Source organism: Motilimonas sp. 1_MG-2023, assembly GCF_030547455.1.
GTDB lineage: Bacteria > Pseudomonadota > Gammaproteobacteria > Enterobacterales > CBDFNC01 > Motilimonas.
The window spans coordinates 17,651-37,778 of record NZ_JAUOPX010000045.1 but is presented as its reverse complement, the minus strand read 5'-3'; the positions used below and the strand labels follow the sequence as shown (position 1 = coordinate 37,778).

Annotated in this window: 17 protein-coding genes; 9 read left to right on the top strand and 8 right to left on the bottom strand. The window is 43.9% G+C overall.

What is annotated here, in order from left to right; all coding sequences use genetic code 11:
- Nucleotides 1-388: 388 nt before the first annotated feature.
- The 5 genes from Q4519_RS18220 to cmoA all read right to left on the bottom strand — a co-directional run bounded on the left by Q4519_RS18220 (nt 389) and on the right by cmoA (nt 5,610).
- Nucleotides 389-1,351 (bottom strand): alpha-L-glutamate ligase-like protein, encoded by a 963-nt coding sequence (locus Q4519_RS18220; RefSeq protein ID WP_232800237.1) that lies wholly within the window; start codon nt 1,349-1,351, stop codon nt 389-391.
- A 2-nt stretch (nt 1,352-1,353) separates the two neighbouring features.
- Nucleotides 1,354-2,865 (bottom strand): inactive transglutaminase family protein, encoded by a 1,512-nt coding sequence (locus tag Q4519_RS18215; protein WP_232800238.1) that lies wholly within the window; start codon nt 2,863-2,865, stop codon nt 1,354-1,356.
- A gap of 68 nt (nt 2,866-2,933) precedes the next feature.
- A complete protein-coding gene (locus Q4519_RS18210) occupies nt 2,934-3,704 on the bottom strand; it encodes an ATP-dependent zinc protease (RefSeq protein WP_303514749.1) in 771 nt (256 codons plus the stop codon).
- 154 nt (nt 3,705-3,858) lie between these two features.
- Nucleotides 3,859-4,848 (bottom strand): tRNA 5-methoxyuridine(34)/uridine 5-oxyacetic acid(34) synthase CmoB, encoded by a 990-nt coding sequence (gene cmoB / locus Q4519_RS18205; RefSeq protein ID WP_303514748.1) that lies wholly within the window; start codon nt 4,846-4,848, stop codon nt 3,859-3,861.
- Between the two features lie 33 nt (nt 4,849-4,881).
- Nucleotides 4,882-5,610 carry a carboxy-S-adenosyl-L-methionine synthase CmoA gene (gene cmoA, locus Q4519_RS18200; protein WP_303514745.1) on the bottom strand — a complete coding sequence of 243 codons (729 nt, stop codon included), beginning with the start codon at nt 5,608-5,610 and terminating at the stop codon, nt 4,882-4,884.
- A gap of 317 nt (nt 5,611-5,927) precedes the next feature.
- On the opposite strand from cmoA, the gene Q4519_RS18195 reads away from it, so the two are divergent.
- The 7 genes from Q4519_RS18195 to Q4519_RS18165 all read left to right on the top strand — a co-directional run bounded on the left by Q4519_RS18195 (nt 5,928) and on the right by Q4519_RS18165 (nt 13,784).
- Nucleotides 5,928-7,199, top strand: a complete 1,272-nt coding sequence (locus tag Q4519_RS18195) for an O-acetylhomoserine aminocarboxypropyltransferase/cysteine synthase family protein (protein WP_233054308.1) — start codon at nt 5,928-5,930, stop codon at nt 7,197-7,199.
- Nucleotides 7,200-7,493: 294 nt separating this feature from the next.
- Nucleotides 7,494-8,489, top strand: a complete 996-nt coding sequence (locus Q4519_RS18190; RefSeq protein WP_303514742.1) for a ketoacyl-ACP synthase III — start codon at nt 7,494-7,496, stop codon at nt 8,487-8,489.
- Nucleotides 8,486-9,502 carry an NAD(P)-dependent oxidoreductase gene (locus Q4519_RS18185; RefSeq protein WP_303514739.1) on the top strand — a complete coding sequence of 339 codons (1,017 nt, stop codon included), beginning with the start codon at nt 8,486-8,488 and terminating at the stop codon, nt 9,500-9,502. Before Q4519_RS18190 ends, Q4519_RS18185 begins: the two co-directional genes overlap by 4 nt.
- Nucleotides 9,471-10,349 (top strand): MBL fold metallo-hydrolase, encoded by an 879-nt coding sequence (locus tag Q4519_RS18180; RefSeq protein WP_232800245.1) that lies wholly within the window; start codon nt 9,471-9,473, stop codon nt 10,347-10,349. Before Q4519_RS18185 ends, Q4519_RS18180 begins: the two co-directional genes overlap by 32 nt.
- Nucleotides 10,346-11,617 (top strand): F390 synthetase-related protein, encoded by a 1,272-nt coding sequence (locus Q4519_RS18175; protein WP_303514734.1) that lies wholly within the window; start codon nt 10,346-10,348, stop codon nt 11,615-11,617. Before Q4519_RS18180 ends, Q4519_RS18175 begins: the two co-directional genes overlap by 4 nt.
- Nucleotides 11,605-12,708: a hypothetical protein gene (locus Q4519_RS18170; RefSeq protein ID WP_303514731.1), complete on the top strand. Its 1,104-nt coding sequence runs from the start codon at nt 11,605-11,607 to the stop codon at nt 12,706-12,708. Before Q4519_RS18175 ends, Q4519_RS18170 begins: the two co-directional genes overlap by 13 nt.
- Nucleotides 12,705-13,784 carry a hypothetical protein gene (locus Q4519_RS18165; RefSeq protein ID WP_303514728.1) on the top strand — a complete coding sequence of 360 codons (1,080 nt, stop codon included), beginning with the start codon at nt 12,705-12,707 and terminating at the stop codon, nt 13,782-13,784. The genes Q4519_RS18170 and Q4519_RS18165 overlap by 4 nt, the downstream gene beginning before the upstream one ends.
- Nucleotides 13,785-13,940: 156 nt before the next feature.
- On the opposite strand, the gene Q4519_RS18160 is transcribed toward Q4519_RS18165, so the two are convergent.
- Entirely contained in the window at nt 13,941-14,522 is a 582-nt protein-coding gene (locus Q4519_RS18160; protein WP_303514726.1) for a TetR/AcrR family transcriptional regulator, read from the bottom strand.
- Between the two features lie 108 nt (nt 14,523-14,630).
- Here Q4519_RS18160 and Q4519_RS18155 point away from each other — a divergent pair, with 108 nt between their 5' ends.
- Both Q4519_RS18155 and traT read left to right on the top strand, forming a co-directional pair.
- Nucleotides 14,631-15,839: an MFS transporter gene (locus Q4519_RS18155; protein WP_303514723.1), complete on the top strand. Its 1,209-nt coding sequence runs from the start codon at nt 14,631-14,633 to the stop codon at nt 15,837-15,839.
- A 292-nt stretch (nt 15,840-16,131) separates the two neighbouring features.
- Entirely contained in the window at nt 16,132-16,908 is a 777-nt protein-coding gene (gene traT, locus Q4519_RS18150) for a complement resistance protein TraT (RefSeq protein ID WP_303514720.1), read from the top strand.
- Between the two features lie 518 nt (nt 16,909-17,426).
- Here traT and tatA read toward each other — a convergent pair.
- Together tatA and Q4519_RS18140 are read right to left on the bottom strand one after the other, a co-directional pair.
- Nucleotides 17,427-17,636, bottom strand: coding sequence for a twin-arginine translocase TatA/TatE family subunit (tatA, locus tag Q4519_RS18145; RefSeq protein ID WP_232800251.1), 210 nt, complete (start codon nt 17,634-17,636; stop codon nt 17,427-17,429).
- A 79-nt stretch (nt 17,637-17,715) separates the two neighbouring features.
- Complete coding sequence (locus Q4519_RS18140) at nt 17,716-19,821, bottom strand: PhoX family phosphatase (RefSeq protein WP_303514718.1); 2,106 nt, start codon at nt 19,819-19,821, stop codon at nt 17,716-17,718.
- Nucleotides 19,822-20,128: the final 307 nt, after the last annotated feature.

Here is a 20,128-nt window from a genome sequence, read left to right as displayed (position 1 = left end):
GGGCTATCGCCACAAAAGGCTGAAGCAGAATACTTCAAAACTTATAACGAGGTGGCCAGTTTTAGTTGACCACTACAATGATGATTCCATTAGAGTACATCGATTAAATGTGTTTGACCGTAAGATTGAAGTCTTATAGGAATTATCAAATAGAGAATAAATAAGCAAAAAGGGAGAATAAAGGGGATTCCCAGTGCGCCGAGCTAAGTCGGTAGAAGATTGGAGGTAGCTGTATTGGGATGACCTCCTAAGTTTGAAGCTTGCCGCATCTTGCTCTGCAGTTAACTGATCCCTGCCGCTACTTCTGAACCCTAGCTTATTTTGAAGCAAAAGCGTGTTTGACCACTAGGCAAACACGCTTGTAATGAGGCAAGCTGGATTGTGTTACCTAGATAGTTGGCGTTTGTGAAAAGTGTTTAATCGCAAACTCAACACGCTGCTCTGGTGTCATCTTCTTATTCCCAAGGCTTTCAACTAACTGCAACCGCGGCAGTAATCCGGCACCATTGGCCACTTGAATGGCTAAGCCGGGGCGGGCGTTAAGCTCAAGTAGCATCGGACCTTTATCACGGTCTAACACCATATCAGTGCCAAGATAACCTAAGCCCGACATTTCGTAACAGCTGGCAGCAAGGCGGATCAATACATCCCATTGTGGCACTACTAGCTCGTTAAGGGCTCGATTGGTGTCTGGGTGATGAGTGACAGGGTCACCAAATTGCACCGCATGGAGCGCTTTTCCGCTACCTATGTCGATACCAACCCCCACCGCACCTTGGTGTAAATTAGCTTTACCGTCAGAGTCTGTGGTAGACAAACGCATCATAGCCATCACCGGGAAGCCTTTGAAGACAATTACCCGTACATCGGGTACCCCTTCGTAACTAAAGCCATCAAAGGCAGTATCAAACTCGATTAACGCTTCGATCACCGCTACGTCTTGCGCGCCGCCGAGGCTGAATAAACCGGCCAAAATGTTAGACACATGACGCTCAAAGTCTTCATGGGTCTCTTCTGCACCATTAGGTTTGTAATAGCGGTCGTGTTCAACCTTAGTGATCACTAATATGCCTTTACCACCGCTGCCTTTGGCTGGCTTGATGACAAAGCCGCTACGGCCTTTAATCAGCTCTGCCACTTTGCCTACTTCAGCTTGCGAGCTGATCACCCCAATGAGTGCGGGTACAGTGACTTTTGCATCTTCTGCGATAATTTTGGTTTTTAATTTATTATCTACCAAAGGGTAGAGCGAACGCTTGTTATAACGGCCAATATAATGACCGTTACGTTTGTTCATCCCCATTATGCCCTTGGCTTTAAGCTTAAAAGGACTTGCTAGTAAACCAAACATGATTACTTCTCCGCCATAGACTTAAAGCGGTACAGCTCCAATAAACGGTAACCAGTGTAGCTACCAAGAAGCAGTACAAGGGACATAATAATCAGCTGCACACCTAAGAAGTTAAAGGTAATGTGGCGAACATAGTCGTTGTTCATTGCTAAATAAGCCAGTATCGCAACCAGTAAGCTGCCGCCACCTTGGCGCACCACTTCTTTTGCTCCTTCTTCTTCCCATAGCACAGACATACGCTCTATGGTCCAAGACAAGATAATCATTGGGAAGAAGGTGATTTTAAGGCCTTCACTTAAGCCTACTTTATATGAGACGACCGAGAATAAACCGATCATTAAGATAACCATGATGATCACCGCGGATATTCGCGACACCAGCAGTAGGTTTAATCGTGATAGATATGAGCGGATCACTAAGCCGGTACCGACCACAATAATAAAGCCGACTAAACCTGTGACTAGGCTGGTTTGAATAAAGGCCATGGCGATTAATACGGGCATAAAGGTGCCAGAGGTTTTCAGGCCGACTAAAACACGCATTAGAACCACAACCAACACCCCAAATGGAATTAACAAGATGCCTTTAAATAGCGCTTGCTCTTCAATGGGTAAACTTTGGATAGAGAAGTTAAGTAAATCTTGGCTGTTTAGTTTTTCTTTTACAGCCATTAGCGCTGGTTGCTCTTGTTTGATCATCGAGAAGGTGACCAGTGAATCGGATCCCCCTTGTAAATCTAATAACGATGAGTCTGATTGCTCCCATAACAGCAGGTTTTCACGATTGGCTTCTTTACCCGTTTTAACATCGAATAATAGCCATTTATCGCCTTCATATACTTGGACAAAGGCATTGAGAGGTTGGCGGCGGCGGCCATCTTCAAGGCGTAAGCCACCGACTACACGAGCACTAATATCTGCAGAATTAAGTAATTTAACGATTAATTGTGATGTATCAGGTTCGCTATTTACCAGCAATTCTGCATTTTGACTAAGCTCTTTTTTGTTGAACTCTTTTAGCAACTCGCGAGTGTAGCTAAAAGCATCGGCACTGCGTTTAGTCACATCGATTGTTAGCTGATGGGCGGCGGTGCCATATGGTTCTGTCCATTCCGGCACTTCAATTTCGGGAATACTGGCTAAGCCCGACAAGTCTGCATTATCATCTTCGAGCAATTGAACTTTATAGAATAACTCTTGGTTTCCGCTGGCTTCACGAATCGACCACTCGGCACGAGGCGTAGCGTCTTGCTGAATAAAGTTCAAGCCATAACCAGGCGATGCGGCATTTTGATGTAGTACGGTAAAGCCAGGTTGGCTCATTGGCGTGGCAAGGGAAGCTTTCACTTTATCGCCATTGGCAAAAAACTCTACTTTAGCATCCACTGACCAAACGGTGCGTTTAACACCTGGTGTAAGTGGTACTTCATAGGAAAGGTGGCGTTGAATGGTTAAGGCTAAACCTGTCACAAATAAAATGGCGACAAGGATATAAAAAGGCGCTCTGGAGGTCATAATAGCAATGATCCTACTAACTGATTAAAGGTTAAAATTAAGGCGAGCTTTGTCGGCTCGCCTAAATATTACTGAGGTTTAAATTCTGGGTGAATCTGTTGTTTCCCTGGGTCAACCAAGGTGATGTCTTTTAAAAATTCACGACCAAGTAATACGGGATAACTCATTTGTCCGCGATCGGCTAAGGTAAACTCGGCTGAATCTTTAATCGTGCCTAAACGAATGTTAAGTTTAATAACTGGGCGTTTCACCGTTTCTTCACTGGTTGATTGACGAATGTTGGAGTAACGCTCAACTCTTCGCTCTATCGTCATATCAGGCTGACCTTCTTCATGGCCAATGTCAAATTTCACCCATTTTTCACCATCACGCTCAAATTCAACCACATTTACGGCGTGAATCGATGATACGGCTGCACCGGTATCGATACGGGCTAACAAGTTAACTTTTGGTGGTGAAATTCGCACCCACTCTTCTTCACCAACGATGATTTTTCCAGCATGGGTGCCATCTACTACTGCCGCTTTGGTCGGCAAAAGTACTTCTTCACATTTAGGTGTTGGGACGGGGGCAGGCGCAACCACTACGGTTTTCTTTTTGCTGGTGGCAATAAACGTTTGTTTAATATCTTGTAATTGTATGGCTTGTTGTTCCCGTAAATGGGCAAGTTCAGCGCTTAGTGTACTATTTAGTTGAGTACATTGTTCAACCATCACTTGCTGAGTCTTTGCCAATTCGCTGGATAATAAATCGGGAGAAACGGTAGGCGTTGGCTCTTGGTTTGTTACACACGCCGATAGCAGCAATACAGAAGCGGCTAACATAGTTTTTTGAAACATATTTTTTTTATCCTAGCTGTGACGAATAGTTGGAACTCGTTAATATCGAGAAACTAAGTGATTTGACAACAGACTACAAGGGGTTATCAAAAATTCTCTTTAAAGAGCAACAAAAGTTATAAAATCACTTATTTCTGAATTATTTTACCCTAAATTAGCTTAATCGTTTTTCCGGATTTCGCGCGATGATCACGGCTCTTTTGGGGGCCGGATAACCTTCAATGGTTAAGCTGGGCTCGTTGGGATCTAAAAAGTCGCTTAGTGAATCATTTTTCATCCATTGCGTACTGCGCTGCTCGGCTACCGTGGTTTCACTGATATCCACAATGCGTACATCTTCAAAGTCGCATTTTTCAACCCACACTTTTAACGCTGCCGCGCTTGGGATAAACCAAATGTTGCGCATTTGCGCATAACGATCACGTGGTACTAATACATCATTTTCACCGCCATCAATCACTATGGTTTCAAGCACTAATTCACCGCCAGGCACCAGTTGTGATTTTAATTGCATAATATGGTCGATAGGAGATTTACGATGATAAAGCACACCCATTGAAAACACGGTATCGAAGGCTTTTAATTCGGGCAGTTCTTGAATGCCCAGCGGCAGTAAATGCACGTTTTGATTGTTATTGGCAAAATGACGGATGGTTTCAAATTGGCATAAAAATAGCTGCGATGGGTCAACGCCCACTACAAACTCAGCGCCTTCGCCCAGCATGCGCCACATGTGGTAGCCATTGCCACAGCCCACATCTAACACATAGCGGTATTTTAGCGGGTTAATGTGCGGTAGCAGTCGGTCCCATTTAAAATCAGAGCGCCATTCGGTATCAATATGAATGCCGTGCACTGTGTAAGGGCCTTTGCGCCAAGGGTGAAACTTTTCTAACAGGTTGCCAAGCTTAGCTTGCTCACCAGCAGGTAGTTCGCCTTGTTGCCCTACGGAAACCTGACTATCTAGATCAATGTGCTGGGTTTCAATTTCAGGGAATTTTTTCAGTACTTTTTGCCAGCTTGGAAACTCACCGCGCAAATTGTCTTGTTGCCACAGCGCTAATTGCGCCGGTAAGGTGGTTAGCCAATGACTCAGGCGGTTTTTCGCAATTTGCTGATAAAAGTTATTAAAATCGATGATCACTTAGGGTTACCTTGGTAATGAATTCTGTTTGCTTTATTTAATGGCCACCATGGAGCCAAAATTGAAACACTGAAACCACATATCAACATTGGCAAAGCCTGCGTGATATAAGCGTTGCTTATTTTGCTCGATGGTGTCTGGCACCATCACATCTTCTAATGCATTGCGTTTTTGGCTGATTTCTAATTCGCTGTAGCCGTTGGCGCGTTTAAAGTCGTGGTGCAGCTCGAATAAAAAATCGTGGGTGGTGTCATTGTCAAAGTGGAATTTTTCCGACAGTACTAACACTCCGCCAGGAACGAGGCCTTGATAGATTTTTTCAATTAGGGCATGACGCTTATCTTTGTCAATAAACTGCAAAGTGAAATTTAACACCACGATGCTGGCATTTTTAATCTCAATATCGCAAATATCTTGGCAACTAATGGTCACGGGAACGTCACCACGAAAGGCATCCACATGTAATTGGCAGCGCTCAACCATTGCAGGGGAGTTATCTACCCCAATAATGGTGCAGTCGTTGTGTTTTAAATTGCGGCGCATTTCGAGTGTGGCCGCGCCAAGTGAACAGCCTAAATCATAAAGCTGGGTATTGGGCTGGGCAAAGCGCGCGGTGATCATGCCAATTGCCGAAATAATATTGGAATAGCCCGGCACAGAGCGCTTGATCATATCAGGAAAAACTTCGGCCACTTTTTCATCAAAAGTGAAGTTGCCCATTTGTTCGACAGGGGCTGCAAAAATGGTATCTTTGTGTTTCATTGAGCTCTTCCTTTTGATAGGAGGCGTATTTTAATCAAACCCAGCTCCTTTGTGAAATATCTTCCGCATTTATTTCAGTTGTGAGCCAGAGACTGGATCTTTGACCTAAGATTCGTCATATTTTTAGCGCCTTATATCAAGCAGCTAAATAATGGTCCTATTTTGATATGGATTGATTACGGTGAACAAAAAATGGTGCCTTACTTTTTAAGTTCCAGAGTGAGGAATACGTTGGCGTGCTATGTTCACAGCGAACTGAGCGCCTAAATTAATGAGATTGAACTATTTGCCTTAGCAATTTAACTTAAGGATGACAGATGAAATTGGAATCATTGGCTTTGCACCACGGCTACACCTCAGAAGCGACTACTAAAGCAGCGGCGGTGCCGATTTATCAAACCACTTCTTATACTTTTGATGACACCCAACACGGCGCAGATTTATTTGACCTTAAAGTGCCGGGCAATATTTATACCCGCATCATGAACCCCACCACAGACGTGTTAGAGCAGCGCATTGCGGCTATGGAGGGCGGTATTGCTGCATTAGCAGTGGCGTCCGGCATGTCGGCTATCACTTATGCTATTCAATGTATTTGTGAAGTGGGCACCAATATAGTGAGTACTAGTCAGCTTTATGGCGGCACTTATAATTTATTTGCTCATTCATTGCCAAAACAAGGCATTGAAACGCGAATGGTCAACTTCAATGATTATGAAGGTTTTGAAAACGCCATTGATGAAAACACCCGTGCGGTTTTTTGTGAGTCGATAGGCAACCCCGCCGGTAACGTGGTTGATTTAGCTAAGTTGGCCGAAATAGCCCATCGCCATGGCGTGCCTTTAATTGTGGATAATACCGTAGCGACACCTTTTTTATGTCGCCCATTTGAACATGGCGCTGACATTGTGGTGCATTCATTAACCAAATACATTGGCGGTCACGGCACTTCAATTGGCGGTGCGATTGTTGATTCGGGTAAATTTGATTGGGTGGCCAATAAAGAGCGTTTTGCTATTTTAAATGAGCCCGATCCTTCTTACCACGGCGTGGTTTATACCGAAGCCTTAGGCGCAGCCGCTTACATTGGTCGTTGTCGCGTGGTGCCACTGCGTAACACCGGTGCGGCGATTTCTCCAATGAACTCATTCCAAATTCTACAAGGTTTAGAAACCTTAGGTTTACGCATGGAGCGCCATTGTGAGAATGCGGAAAAATTAGCGGCTTATTTATCGGCGCACGACAAGGTTGAGTGGGTGAATTATGCCGCGCTGCCCGACAGTCAATACCGTGAAGTGTGTGAAAAAATCTGTGGCGGCAAAGCTTCAGGAATTTTAAGTTTTGGCATTAAAGGCGGCGCTGCGGCGGGCGGCAAGTTTATTGATGCGCTGCAAATGATTTTACGCTTAGTAAACATTGGCGATGCAAAATCGTTAGCCTGTCATCCTGCTTCTACTACCCATCGCCAGCTTAATCCAGAAGAATTAGCCAAAGCGGGCGTGAGTGAAGATTTGGTAAGGATCTCAGTTGGTATTGAAAACATCGACGACATCATTGCTGATGTAGAACAAGCCTTAGCGAAGGCTTAAATGTAGACCCAATCAATCCGGAACGTTGAATCTTATCAAGCGTTTACACGTGTTTAGGTAAGGCCTTGATTGGGTATACTTTAACCATTTAGCAAGCAAGTAACTAGGGCGGCGCTTGCCGCTTTAGTTATGCCTTAGCACCGCAACGGCTTGGTTTTTATTCAAGCCTTGAAATAATGACCATTCGTTACAAGTAGTGACTCTACCCAAAAATGCAATACATGTTTACTGTTAACCAGATCGTGCTAGTTTGAGCTTGGCTTTTGGACATGTAAGTAAAGCTTAAGGAAATTCATGGCATTTGATATTGTCGGCAGTGATATTTACCTGCCAGAAACTAAGTGGTCAGATAAGGATTTTGACCTGTATTTAGGATTAAAAAAAGGCACCAGTAAACGCCAATTCGGTGTCGAAACACGCCACGTGGCCGCCAATCATGAAACGGCTATTTACATGGCCGCAAAAGCGGCGTTAGGTGCACTAAAAAATGCTTCATTAACCATTAATGACATAGATTTACTCGTTTATGCTAGCGCTTCTCATCACCAAGCATTGCCCTATGATGCCGCTGCTGTATTGGCCCGCTTAAATGCACCCGTTAACCTTGCTAGTTTAGACATAAATAGCTCGTGCTTATCATTTTTAACGGCTTTAGATTACGCCCAATGTATTTTTCTGGCTAAACGACACCAGCGTATTTTAATCGTGAGTAGTGAGCTCGTCACTGGGATAACGTTGAATAAAACCACGCCCGCAAAAACTGAGGTGGCAACCTTGTTTTCCGATGGCGCAGCCGCTTATGTGTTACAAGCCGCGCCAAATGCCTCTGGGTTTACCGGTGCTCTGTTTGAAACTCATCACCAAGGCTACAATTTTTGCCAAGTTAAAGCTGGTGGCAGTCATGTTAACCCTCATCACACGGCGCCAGAGCAACTATTGGCCGCCAGTCAATTTGAAATGGATGGCAAAGCCTTGTTTCGTCACATGACAACAACGTTGCCGGCTTTTTTAGTGCGAGGTTTACAGCAAAGCAATATTCAACGCGACCAAATTGACTATTTACTGCCGCATCAAGCGAGCCACCTTGCATTGAAAAGATTGCCTAAAATGAGCGGGTTTTGTTCACAAAAAATAGTTAATAATGTGGCACAGTGTGGCAATCAAATCGCGGCATCACTACCCATTAACCTGCACCTACTCAGGCAACAACAAGCCAATAGCGGCAAAAAAGTATTACTGATTGGCTCGGCAGCGGGGTTATCACTGGGAATGGGATTTCTGACACTATGAAGATATTGGTTACCGGTGGTACTGGTATGCTCGGCAGTGCCATTATTCGCTTATATCATCAAGAACATGAACTGCATTTTATTGGCCGTAATGCCGCCATTGTGCAGCAGTTAAGTGCTAAATATCCAGTGACGGGCCATGTGGCGGATTTGTGCGATCTGGATGCCATTAGTAAAATTTTTGCAGACATTGAACAGGATAAAAGTAACGATGAACAAATCGATGCAATTATTCATTGTGCTGCGCTTTCTAGTCCTTGGGGAGCCTACCAAGCATTCGAGCAAGGGAATGTGCAAGCTACTCGTAATTTATTAGCCGTTGCTGAACAGTATAATATCCAGACGTTTGTGCATATATCCACTACCAGCGTTTATTTTGACTTTACTGACCGTTGGAACATAACCGAGCAAGACCCCGTAGCCAGTCCGTTTTGTAATGATTATGCTGAAACGAAATACCTAGCAGAACAGGCAGTGCTTGCCAGCTCGAATCATAGTGTTATTTTACGTCCTCGTGGCATATTTGGACCTAATGACCAAGCCATCGTGCCGCGTTTATTGGCCGCAATCAAAGGGCGTTATTTGCTGCTCCCTTCGGCTAAAAACCCAGTGCTGGATTTGACCTATGTAGACAATGTGGCAACAGCGGCATTGCTTGCTTGCGCCAAAGGCCCCAGTTTACCAAAGGGCGAAATATTTAATATCACCAATGGTGAACCCATGCCCATTAATAGTGTGTTAGTCGCTTTGCTGGCCGCGTTAGGATATAACGCGCGTTTAGTAACATTACCCTATGCCTTAATTGCCCCTATTATTGCCCTTAACGAATTCATTCGACGTCGATTAGCCCACCGCCCAGAGCCGAAAATTACGGTTTATGGTGCGGGTTTATTGCATTTTCATCAAACGTTAAATATTGAAAAAGCCAATCAATTACTGGGTTATCAAGCAAGTGTTAGCATCACAGAAGGGATCAGACGTTATGTCGATTGGACTAAAAATAAAACTGTTTGAAGGAGGGCACTGTGTGCATCCTGGGTTTGTTGTTAAACCGGGTAGTGGGCTAAAGCCGCGCGCGTTTCCTGCCGCTGTGGCTTTGATTGAGCATCCATCACAAGGCTATTTATTATTTGATACGGGTTATCACGAAAATTTTTTCACTGTTACTCGCACGTTCCCTGAGCGTTTCTATGCATGGACTACACCTTGTAAGTTAAAGCATGGTGATGGAATCATTGAGCAACTACAGCTTGCTGGAATAGCGCCATTGCAAATAAACCATTTAGTGCTGTCCCATTTTCATGCTGATCATATTGCCGCGGTGAGCGAGTTTAATAGCGCGCAAATTCACTGTACGCAGCAGGGGCTTAACTCAATACAGCAGTCAGGGCGAATTAATGGGGTGCGTAAAGGGTACCTAAAAAAATTATTGCCCGCTGAGATAACCAAGCAACTGTGTATTCACACGCAATTTCCTTTGGCCTTTGATCAGGTTATAAACGGGAGAGGTGCCTCTGAAGGCCCTGCTATTGAGTTAGCATGCGCCGATTTGTTTAATGACCAAAGCTTGTACTTGGTCGCACTGCCTGGGCATGCGGCAGGTCAAATTGGCCTGTTATGTCAATTAACCAATCGATGGGTCTTTTTATTGGCTGACGCCTGTTGGCTGATTGATAGCTTGGCAGATGAGATTGATCAACATTGGTTAGCTAACTTTTTATGTGACGATGTAGCGCAGTATCAGGCTACTTTGGCGCAGTTAAGGCATTGCTATCGGCGGTATCAGCATCTAATAGATTTTGTGCCATCCCACTGTTCAACAACTATTAATGCGCTAAAAGCCAAAGGCTGGATGCAGTGATTTTGTTATTAAATACTTTTATTAAAGCTCGCTATAAAAGGTTTCATCAGCGCCAACAACTGCAAGATTGGCAAGTGCAACAAGTAGACAAGCACCTTGCTTGGGTTTGCCGACACTCGCCTTATTATCGCGCGTTACAAGGGGCTAAGCTGGATCAATTCCCAATCATGAATAAACAGCAAATGATGGCAAATTTTGACCAGTTGAACACCTGTGGATTAGAGCAAGCACAATTGTTTGAATGCGCGATTAATGCGGAGAAAAAGCGCCATTTTAGTGACTCTGCAATTGGTGACATTACTGTGGGGTTATCATCAGGCACATCTGGCCAGCGCGGTTTGTTTTTGGCCAGCCCACAAGAGCGACAGATTTGGGCCGGCAATATTCTCGGTAAATTATTACCCAGCCTGATAACCAAGCACCGTATTGCCTTAGTGTTAAGAGCAAATAGCCCACTTTATGGCACCGTTAACAAAGGGCCGATTCAGTTTTGCTATATAGATATCACGCTGCCGATTGAAGTGTGGATGAAGCAGTTAGACACGTTTCAACCCAGCTTGTTGATTGGCAGTGCCCAAGCATTACAATTGTGCGCCTTGTATACGGGGAAATACAGCCAGAAAGCCATTCAACCTCAGCGCATCATTTCTGGGGCTGAAGTGCTAACACCAGCAGATAAACACTGGCTACAGCAAAAATTTAACTGCCCGATTCATGAAATTTATCAATGCACAGAAGGCTTTTTAGGATGCACGGATGAGCAAGGGCAAATGCGTTGGAACGAAGATATAGTACTAATTGAAAAGCATTGGCTAAATGCAGAAAAAACTCATTATAGCCCAATAATTACCGACTTCCGCCGCCGTACACAACCAGTGATCCGTTATCAACTGGACGATATTATCGTGGCGAAACAAGACTCGGGTATATTCGAAGCGATTGGGGCGATAGCCGGTCGTTGTGGCGACTGTTTAAGTTTGCTTGGACAGGGACGACAAAAAGGCTGCAAAGTGCCTGTATTACCAGATCTTATCTATCGGGCCATCACTCTAAAAATTGATGAGCATTGTGATTATAAAATTTCACAGCTAGCGGATGATTGTATTGAAATAGCTGCAGAGCCAACCTATCACCTGAGAATACAACAAGCGTTAAGTGAGCTTTTTGCACAGCAAAATGTACTACCTGTGACATTTATGTTTGCGCCTAAACCAGTATGGCAGGCCGCAAACAAGCAGCGTAGAGTGATCAACTTATGCGGATCTTAATTACAGGAGCCAGAGCGCCTGTTGCCCTTGAATGGGCGCGAATTTTATTGGCGCAAGGGCATCAGGTATTTCTAAGTGATTGCTGTCGTTTTCCTGTTGGCAAATTTGTGTCTGGGATCAGCGGTTACATACAAACGAGTTCGCCGCGATCAGAGCCTAAGCAATACCAGTGCCAAATAACCGCATTGGTTAAACAACATCAAATTACATTACTTATTCCCACCTGTGAGGAAGTTTTTTACTTAGCCCAGTTTAGCCACCGTCTAAACGGGGTTAATACTTTAATTTGTGATGCTCCGTTACTATTTGGCTTACATGATAAATTTCAATTGTTTACCTTGTTAGCGGGGCTGCCGGGAGTACGCCTACCCAGGACTAAAAAAATCACCCGCGTACAGCAAATTGATCTTAAATGGGACAGCATATTAAAGCCCACTTTTTGCCGGTTTGGCGAGCAAGTGATCCGTAATATTAATCAGGCCAGCCTGCAAGAAATAACAGTAAGTCCGCAACAGTCTTGGGTGCAGCAACAGAAACTTACTGGACAAGCATTTTGTAATTACGCCTTATGTGATCGTGGCGTTATCATCGCTCACCAAGTTTATCTTCCTGAATATCGTGTTAATCAGTCTGCGGCGACCTATTTTAGGCCAACAGTTAATCGGGCTATCAATGAATTCATGTCTGCTTTTGTCAGTACTTATCACTTTCATGGACAAGTATCCTTTGATTTTATCGAGCACCTAGGCGGCATATACGTTATAGAGTGTAACCCAAGGACAACCAGTGGCTTGCACCTAATTGCGGATAACTTACATTGGCCCAGTATGGACACGCCAATGGAAAACTCACAGAATAAAGCCAAGTATGTTGGCCTTGCCATGTTGTTAGCTGGTGGGGGGAAGGCATTATTGAACGCTAAGATATGGCGTGATTTTCATCAAGGTGACAACGTTTTGGCTAGTAAACGCTACCCGCTGCGGCCGTGGGCACTGCTATTAAGCACGGGAGAATTATTATTGAAATCATTACGACAGCGAAAAAGCGTAACGGCAGCCAGCACTGACGACATTGAATGGAATGGGGAATGAGCATGTTAAACGCGCAGCAGTGGCATCAAGGCTATTTTGAGATGATGTTAGAGGGCAGTAAAATTGCGCAACTGGATGCTGATTTTGTGTGTTATCAGCAGCAAGGGTTAACTATTCCCGCTACGATCAGCCACACCAAGGTGAACAACAGTTATGTGGTTTCGCCGTTAACGCTAATCACCGGTTATGCACAAGATGAAATCCCCAAAGTACGTTTTGCTGCCTTACGTTGGTTTAGTTATCAGCTAGTTAAGATCGTTGAGAAGCCCTTGCAGCTAGCGGGGGTGGGCAATGTGCAAACCTTAAACAATCAATGTTTATCTACTAACATGTATTGCCAAGGGTGGCAGACCATTAATTTATCGAAACTGCGCACGCAAGCATTGCAAACTCGCAGTGGGCACGCTCTGTTGCTGCGCTCTTTAAATGCAGCCCAACATTCCCCTATTATTGAGCGTTGTGAGCAAGACGGTTGGTTAGCCATTGTTACTCGTCAAGTTTACCTGCATACAGACTGGTCGGCAGTGGTTGCAGGCAAAGATTTAAAAACAGATTTACGACTACTAAAACAACCACAATGGACTTTTAAAAAGTTAGTTACTGAGCAAGAAATAGAGCGGGCTAAAGTGCTTTATGACGCACTATATTTAGGTAAATACAGTGAGCATAACATTCAATTTACGTTGTCTTTCTTTCTTCATGGAGTGCAATCGGGGCTGTTGTCGCTATATGGTTTGTTTTATCAAGAAGAGATGCTCGCCTGTGTTGGCATGGTGATTATTGACGGCGACATGACATGCCCAATACTGGGTTATGATCTTCAGCAACCGCAAAAACTAGGGCTTTATCGGCGCGCTTCTGCCTTTACTATCAATTATGCCCAGCAGCATAATTTACGATTTAACATGAGTTCAGGTGCGTCTTGGTTTAAACGCAATCGTAAAGCCAAAGCAGAAATTGAATATAGCTATGTTTACTGCCAGCATTTAAGCAAACCAAAGCAATGGGTATGGAAAACCTTTGCTTGGTTAACCAAACATTTTTATCGCCCAATTTTAGAAAAACAAGGCTTATAAAATAGAGTGGTTATCTCGTAAACCTCACTGAAGACACGTGGATAATTCTATCGGCATTGAAAATATCGACGAGATGATTGCTGGTATAAAACAGACGCTGCCTAAAGTTTAACATTGTAAGTTTCTCTGATTAGATAAGGTGGTATATGCCGCCTTTTATTCAGCGGTTATATTTTCAAGTAATTGTTTTGCCGTTTCTTTGGCGGCTAAAACTGCTTCAGCTGGGTTATTGTGGTTTGCTATCCATAGTGCCAAATTTGTCAGTCCGCCATTTATAAAATGCGCCATGGCTTGATGTTTTACTAATGATTTTGTTGGGTGAATTTTAGCCAGTAATTCAGTAACCGATTTAATGCATTGAGCCGCTGCTAGGGTAAGCTGTTCCGGCTCAAGTATAGAGTATGCATCGCGTAACATAATGCGTTGGACTTCTTGCTCTGAAGCCATTTCTAAGTAGGTTTCGACACGCCTTATTAATGCTTCTTTTGGAGAATTGGCACGACTTTCAACAGCAATTAACTTCGCATCCATTTCATTATCAATCAATTGTACAACAGCATAGAAAAGCCCTTTTTTATTGCCAAAATGATGATATAAGGCGCCACGAGTGAGGCCTACGGCTGCTGTAAGTTCCTCTAAGGGGGTGCCTGAAAACCCTTTACTCGCAAATAGAGCCCGTGCTTGCATAATGAGCTCTGTGCGTGTTTTCTCTGTCATGTTTTTTCTTGATACAGCCATAAGAATATTTTTTTGCGAACGGATAGGTTTTTATAATTGACATACATAGTGTATGTCAATTATTTTAACATACACAGTGTATGTTAATGGTATTCCCAAGGAGAGCAAATGCATAACCCTTACTCGATGATTTTTAAAATGAAAGGCACAAAGGCTTTTAGTAGTGCGGGTTTTATTGCTCGCATGCCATTGTCTATGATGGCGATAGGGTTGATTACAATGATGTCACAACTTTATGATTCTTATTGGGTGGCTGGCTCTATTGCAGCTGTTTTTACTTTTACAATGGCATTTTCGGCGCCTCAATTATCAAGGCTGATTGATAAATATGGGCAAAGAGCTGTGGTGTTGCCTGCGACAATGCTAAGTGTCGTGGCAACCTTGATCTTACTATGGCTAAGTTATGTTCAAGCACCGATTTGGAGTTTATATACAGCAGCCATGATTGCGGGAATGATGCCAAGTATTCCAGCCTTAGTGAGAGCGAGGTGGAGTTATGTGCAACAAGATCCCGATCTGCTCAATAGCGCATATTCCTTTGAATCTGTATTGGATGAAATAGCCTTTGTTGTCGGTCCACCACTTTCTATCGCATTGAGTACTCTGGTTTTCCCTCAAGCGGGGCCACTATTGGCGATTGTTTTATTTTTATTAGGCAGTCTTTGGCTGGTTTCACAATCGGCTACTGAGCCTAAAATTGTCCCCAGCGAGAATGCAGTAATGAGTTCTGCGCTGAGAAATCCGCTAGTACAACTATTAACAATATGCTTGCTCGCTTTGGGGGTCATTGTGGGAGCGGTTGATGTGCTAAGTGTTGCTTTTGCAAATCAACACGGCTCACCTTTAGCGGCCAGTATTGTGCTATCCATGTATGCTCTGGGATCGTGTATTTCAGGCTTTAGTTTTGGCGCATTGAAATGGAAGGTGCCGATGGTTGACCTGTTGGTTCGCTTTGCATTATTCACATTACTTGCTAGTTTCGCGTTATTGGGTGTTAGCCAAGTATTTGGCTTAGCTTTGGTTATGTTTGTTGCTGGGCTTGCCTTTGCACCAACCATGATTATTGCTATGGGATTAGTGGAAAAAAATGTTGTTAAACAGCAATTAACTGAAGGGTTAACTTGGCTGATTACAGGCTTAGGCATGGGAATTGCCATCGGCGCGGCCGTGACTGGTTGGGTGGTTGAGAATTTCACTGTAAGTCATGGTTTTTGGATTGCAATCGCAGCTGCTGGATGTGTTGTTCTTATTTCAGTGGTTTTATACAAGGGATTTAAGAAAAATATAAAAAGTGAACGAACCTCTTTCGTTATGTAAACGATTACTTTGGCACGTTTGAGGAAATGTGGTGAGGCCCGTTTATTTAGGTCTATTCAAATAGAGATCAAATAAGATCAAGCATCTTAGAGTTTTTTAAATTGTTGAAGGAATAAGCGAGCATAGCTCATAGATAATATCAGTTTTGTTTAAGCTAGCTGAGGCGAGGCGGTAATCAGGTATTATCAAAATCAATAAACAATCAAAAAAAAGGCAGTTATATGTTCATTTTTAGTCTGCTTGCTTTTATAATGGCGCTTTTAATCTTTTCCAATTATTAAGGTTCATTATAATGAAGTGTAAGTTGTTAAAATTTGCTCCTGTGTTAGCCCTCTCAACGATTCTTTTAGGATGTTCTGCAGCACAAACTGCGATGAAAAAAAGCGAGCTATCTATTGATTCTCAGACTTCCTTTTCAGTGGTTTTGGAGCCTGTTGCACCTTCTAAGCGTATAGTTTATGCAAAAGTACGCGATTTAAGTGGGAATTCTATGCGTAAAGATATGCAACGCAAATTAGAAAGCTTATTTATAAGTGAAGGTTTTGTTGTTACAGATGATCCTGACAAAGCAAATATGATGATTACCGCTTCGATTATTGCAGCCGAAAAAACGACGGCAGCTGATGCTAATCGTTATTTGAACTCAGGTTACAAAGGGGGAGCAGAAGGAGCTGTTGCCGGTGCAGGTATATCCGCGATCGCTGGTGGTAGTGGTTCGAGTGTTGCAACCGCCGCGGCGGCTGGCGCTGCTGTTGGGTTCATTGCCGACACTTTAGTTGAAGATGTATATTATACCTTTGTTATGGATGTACAGCTCCGCGAACGCCCATTAGATGGAGATGTTATTTCGAATTCAACCAAGAACAATAGCTCAAAGAGAGTCTCGAGTAAAAATACTTCAACTTCCTCGAACAGCAATAGTTCTGTAACTAGAGGTGACAATTTCAAGTGGATTGTATATGAAACAAGAATTGTAACCACTGCAAACAAAATGAACTTGGAAATAACGGAAGCTATACCTGTAGTACAAGGTCGAACTGCTGAAACACTGACGGAAATGATGATGTAGTCACTGAGAAGTGAGGGGCAACGATCCCTCACTTTCTCACAAATAGTCCCTCATGCATGAGAAGTAGTATTTCACTTAACCCCAGCTCTGTTCTATTGTCTGATAGAGTATGTTTTACGGCAATATTTCGTTTTCATGGATATATACCCAAACTAATATCAAGCGACAAAGTTCAACGTAATTCACTCGCTCTTGTTTGGGTCTATTCACTACGTTTTTGCAGGAAAACAAACTATGTTCGTCTATCCAAAATTTGGTTTAATGGCTTAACCCAAAAATACCTTTCAGCTAAATCATTCTTTATAGTTGGATTTTAATAAATACAATTACTTATAAGTTTTCATGCTTGTTTTTTAGCCAGCCTGTATTGTTTGTTGACGCGAAAGGCAGCTTTGATATTCAACAGTACATTCTCGGCGATCATAATTGGTGAATTTAGATTGGCAATGTCTATCCTTAGCGAAATGGGCCTAAACTGTTAGTGGCGTTGAGCCCATTTAGTTATTTGTTTAGAAGTGTTAAATGACTTTTTTCTGCGCTTGCTCACTTTGTGTACTCTGCTGAGCAATCAAGTCGGTTTCTTTGGGTTGCTCTTCGGCCATTGCCTGCTTAAAGCCTTTAATGGTTGCACCAAGATCACCGCCAATACCGCGAAGGCGCTTGGTGCCAAACAGCAACACAACAATAGCGGCAATAATTACAAGTTGCCAAATACTGATTCCTGCCATGATGTTCCTTAAATATTTTAGTTGTCTAATGCTAGAAAAGCAGGCCGTCAGGCCTGCTGTTAGTCAAGGTTAATGAAGCTTAAACGCCAAGTGCTCCGCCATCCGCTTTACGAATTGCAACCAGTGATGCACGTGGACGAAGTGTCATGCCGCGCGGTGTTTCTTGTGCGGCATTGTCGCTATATGGCCAGTTACCTGGGTGCTGAATGGATACGAACATGGTGGTGTAATCAGGCGTGATAGTAAAACCTGTTACTTCACAACCATTAGGGCCAACAAAGAAACGACGCAGTTCACCTTGGTTCGCGTCATTGATGGTTTGTTGTTTACCATCAGTGTCGGTCAGCATGGAAGGTACTACGGCTAACATCTGGTCATTAGTATAGTTTTGCACTTCGTCGGCGCCGTTATCTGTTTGGATCCACATAATGCCGCGTTTATCAAAAGCCAGGCCATCTGGGCTAGCAAACTGGTTAAACTCGCTCAAGCCAGATAGGTTGGTGGCTGCATCACCAGCTGCATCTGAGCCAAATACGAAGATATCCCAACTAAATGCTGTATGAATTTCGCCTTCATCCCAGCGGATAATATGACCGAATTTGTTATTTAGGCGTGGATTAGCTGGGTTAGTGCCAGTTGTAGCATTACGTCTGGTGTTGTTGGTCAACGTTAGGTAGACAGAGCCCGTGAATGGGTCAACTGCGCACCACTCAGGACGATCCATTGGCGTTGCACCCACTAGGTCGGCGGCCCCCGCTGTGTTGAGAATGATTTCTGCTAGGCTGGTGAAATGATCGGCTAGTGTGCCACCATTTTTGGTTGCGCCTGTCATGGTGAGTGGTAGCCAAGTACCAACACCGTCGGCATCGAATTTAGCCACATACAAGGTGCCCGCATCCATATATTTGTCACCCATCGCTATACGGTTTTTGGCGTCGGCATCCGCTGGATCCCAAAGTGCATCAGAGACAAATTTGTACATGTACTCAAAGCGTGAATCGTGACCCGAATAGAATGTGATGGGTTTACCTTCGGTCAGCTTACCAAAAGTACAGCCTTCATGACGGAAGCGGCCAAGAGCAGTACGTTTAACCGCGCGCGAGTTTGCTGTGTATGGGTCTATTTCAACAATATAGCCATGACCATTGGCTTCATTACGGTAATCGTCCATGGCGCTGTTGCCAGTTGGTGTTACGTCAAAACGTGTAAATTCGTCAACTCGCTCTTCTGGACTACCGGCAACGGTTTCCCAACCATAACGTGTGGTGCTAGATGTTTCGATACCAATGCGATCTTGCTCTGCGGTGGTGGTGCCTTTGTTGATGAAATACCCTGGCCAGTTCTCTTCACAGGTAAGGTAGGTGCCCCATGGGGTATAGCCGTTACCACAGTTATTTAGCGTGCCGCGCGCTTGAGTGCCGTCTGGTGAGAAGGGGGTTTTCAACAGGTCTGAGTGGGCGAGAGGGCCTGAAATATTCATAGTGGTTGCGCCGGTGTAGCGACGGTTTAGTGGGTCATTGTCCACCACCTTCCACTCGTTGGCGACTAACTGAATACGCACCACGGCCACACCGTGAGCATTAATTTCTTTACGCACTTGGTCTACGCTGCTGCGGATGCCGTTAGCGTCTTTATCACTGCCGTTAGGATGTAGAGCATTTTGGTCGATGTATTCGTGGTTTACACATAAAAGCCCGTCGCTGCCATCATCATTGAGCGGGAAAAAGTGCAAACCATCGTGATGCATGCCCATGGCATTAGCTTGATCTATTGCATTGTTAGATCCATCACGCTTCCATTCTGAGCCGCCTGACATGATTGGCTGTCCCCAAGGCGCGAGAACCTGTGCAGTGTAGCCTTCAGGCACACTTACTGCGTCAATTTTAGAACCTGGGATCGAGTTGAAACCCAATCTAGCGCTTGATGCAGTGGGAACGCTCGGCGTGGTTGGTGTGGGTGTGGGGGTTGGTGTTATTGGTGTTGATGTACCAGAATCTACTATTGGTGTTGAGCTATTACTAGAATTACATCCAGCCAAGCCAAATGCGCCTAACATGGTCATGGCACCTAGGCCTAAGCCGCCTTTAATCATTTTGCGGCGTGAAAGATGCGCTTCCAATACTTGATCAAAATCTGGGTTGTCGCTTTTGTTAAATCGCTTAGGGTTAAAAATTTCCTTGCTCATCATGCTCTCCTACTACTTTGAATATGCTGCTTAAAACTGACTAGTGGCGAACAAACTAAAGGGGGAAAGTGACAGGTGTGTTACAGCAATGTAACGTTAAAATGGCGGTCAGCTTTATTTTGTGAAAATCGGGATGTTTATTAGGTCTCTATCAAGGCTTTAATGCTATTCAGGATAGGGATGGAATAGGACGCTAGCTGGGGAATGAATGGGATTGTTTATCTAAAAACTGGCTGGCTCAAAGTATTTAACTTGAACATATAAGTTATTAATTTGGCATGTTTTTTGCTCTGGTTTTACCGTTTAG

Bases quoted from the DNA above. Each gene is read 5' to 3' on its own strand.
- Q4519_RS18220 (WP_232800237.1), bottom strand. From the start codon at position 1,351: ATGTTTGGTTTACTAGCAAGTCCTTTTAAGCTTAAAGCCAAGGGCATA.
- Q4519_RS18215 (WP_232800238.1), bottom strand. From the start codon at position 2,865: ATGACCTCCAGAGCGCCTTTTTATATCCTTGTCGCCATTTTATTTGTG.
- Q4519_RS18210 (WP_303514749.1), bottom strand. From the start codon at position 3,704: ATGTTTCAAAAAACTATGTTAGCCGCTTCTGTATTGCTGCTATCGGCG.
- cmoA (WP_303514745.1), bottom strand. From the start codon at position 5,610: ATGAAACACAAAGATACCATTTTTGCAGCCCCTGTCGAACAAATGGGC.
- Q4519_RS18195 (WP_233054308.1), top strand. From the start codon at position 5,928: ATGAAATTGGAATCATTGGCTTTGCACCACGGCTACACCTCAGAAGCG.
- Q4519_RS18190 (WP_303514742.1), top strand. From the start codon at position 7,494: ATGGCATTTGATATTGTCGGCAGTGATATTTACCTGCCAGAAACTAAG.
- Q4519_RS18185 (WP_303514739.1), top strand. From the start codon at position 8,486: ATGAAGATATTGGTTACCGGTGGTACTGGTATGCTCGGCAGTGCCATT.
- Q4519_RS18180 (WP_232800245.1), top strand. From the start codon at position 9,471: ATGTCGATTGGACTAAAAATAAAACTGTTTGAAGGAGGGCACTGTGTG.
- Q4519_RS18170 (WP_303514731.1), top strand. From the start codon at position 11,605: ATGCGGATCTTAATTACAGGAGCCAGAGCGCCTGTTGCCCTTGAATGG.
- Q4519_RS18165 (WP_303514728.1), top strand. From the start codon at position 12,705: ATGAGCATGTTAAACGCGCAGCAGTGGCATCAAGGCTATTTTGAGATG.
- Q4519_RS18160 (WP_303514726.1), bottom strand. From the start codon at position 14,522: ATGGCTGTATCAAGAAAAAACATGACAGAGAAAACACGCACAGAGCTC.
- Q4519_RS18155 (WP_303514723.1), top strand. From the start codon at position 14,631: ATGCATAACCCTTACTCGATGATTTTTAAAATGAAAGGCACAAAGGCT.
- traT (WP_303514720.1), top strand. From the start codon at position 16,132: ATGAAGTGTAAGTTGTTAAAATTTGCTCCTGTGTTAGCCCTCTCAACG.
- tatA (WP_232800251.1), bottom strand. From the start codon at position 17,636: ATGGCAGGAATCAGTATTTGGCAACTTGTAATTATTGCCGCTATTGTT.
- Q4519_RS18140 (WP_303514718.1), bottom strand. From the start codon at position 19,821: ATGAGCAAGGAAATTTTTAACCCTAAGCGATTTAACAAAAGCGACAAC.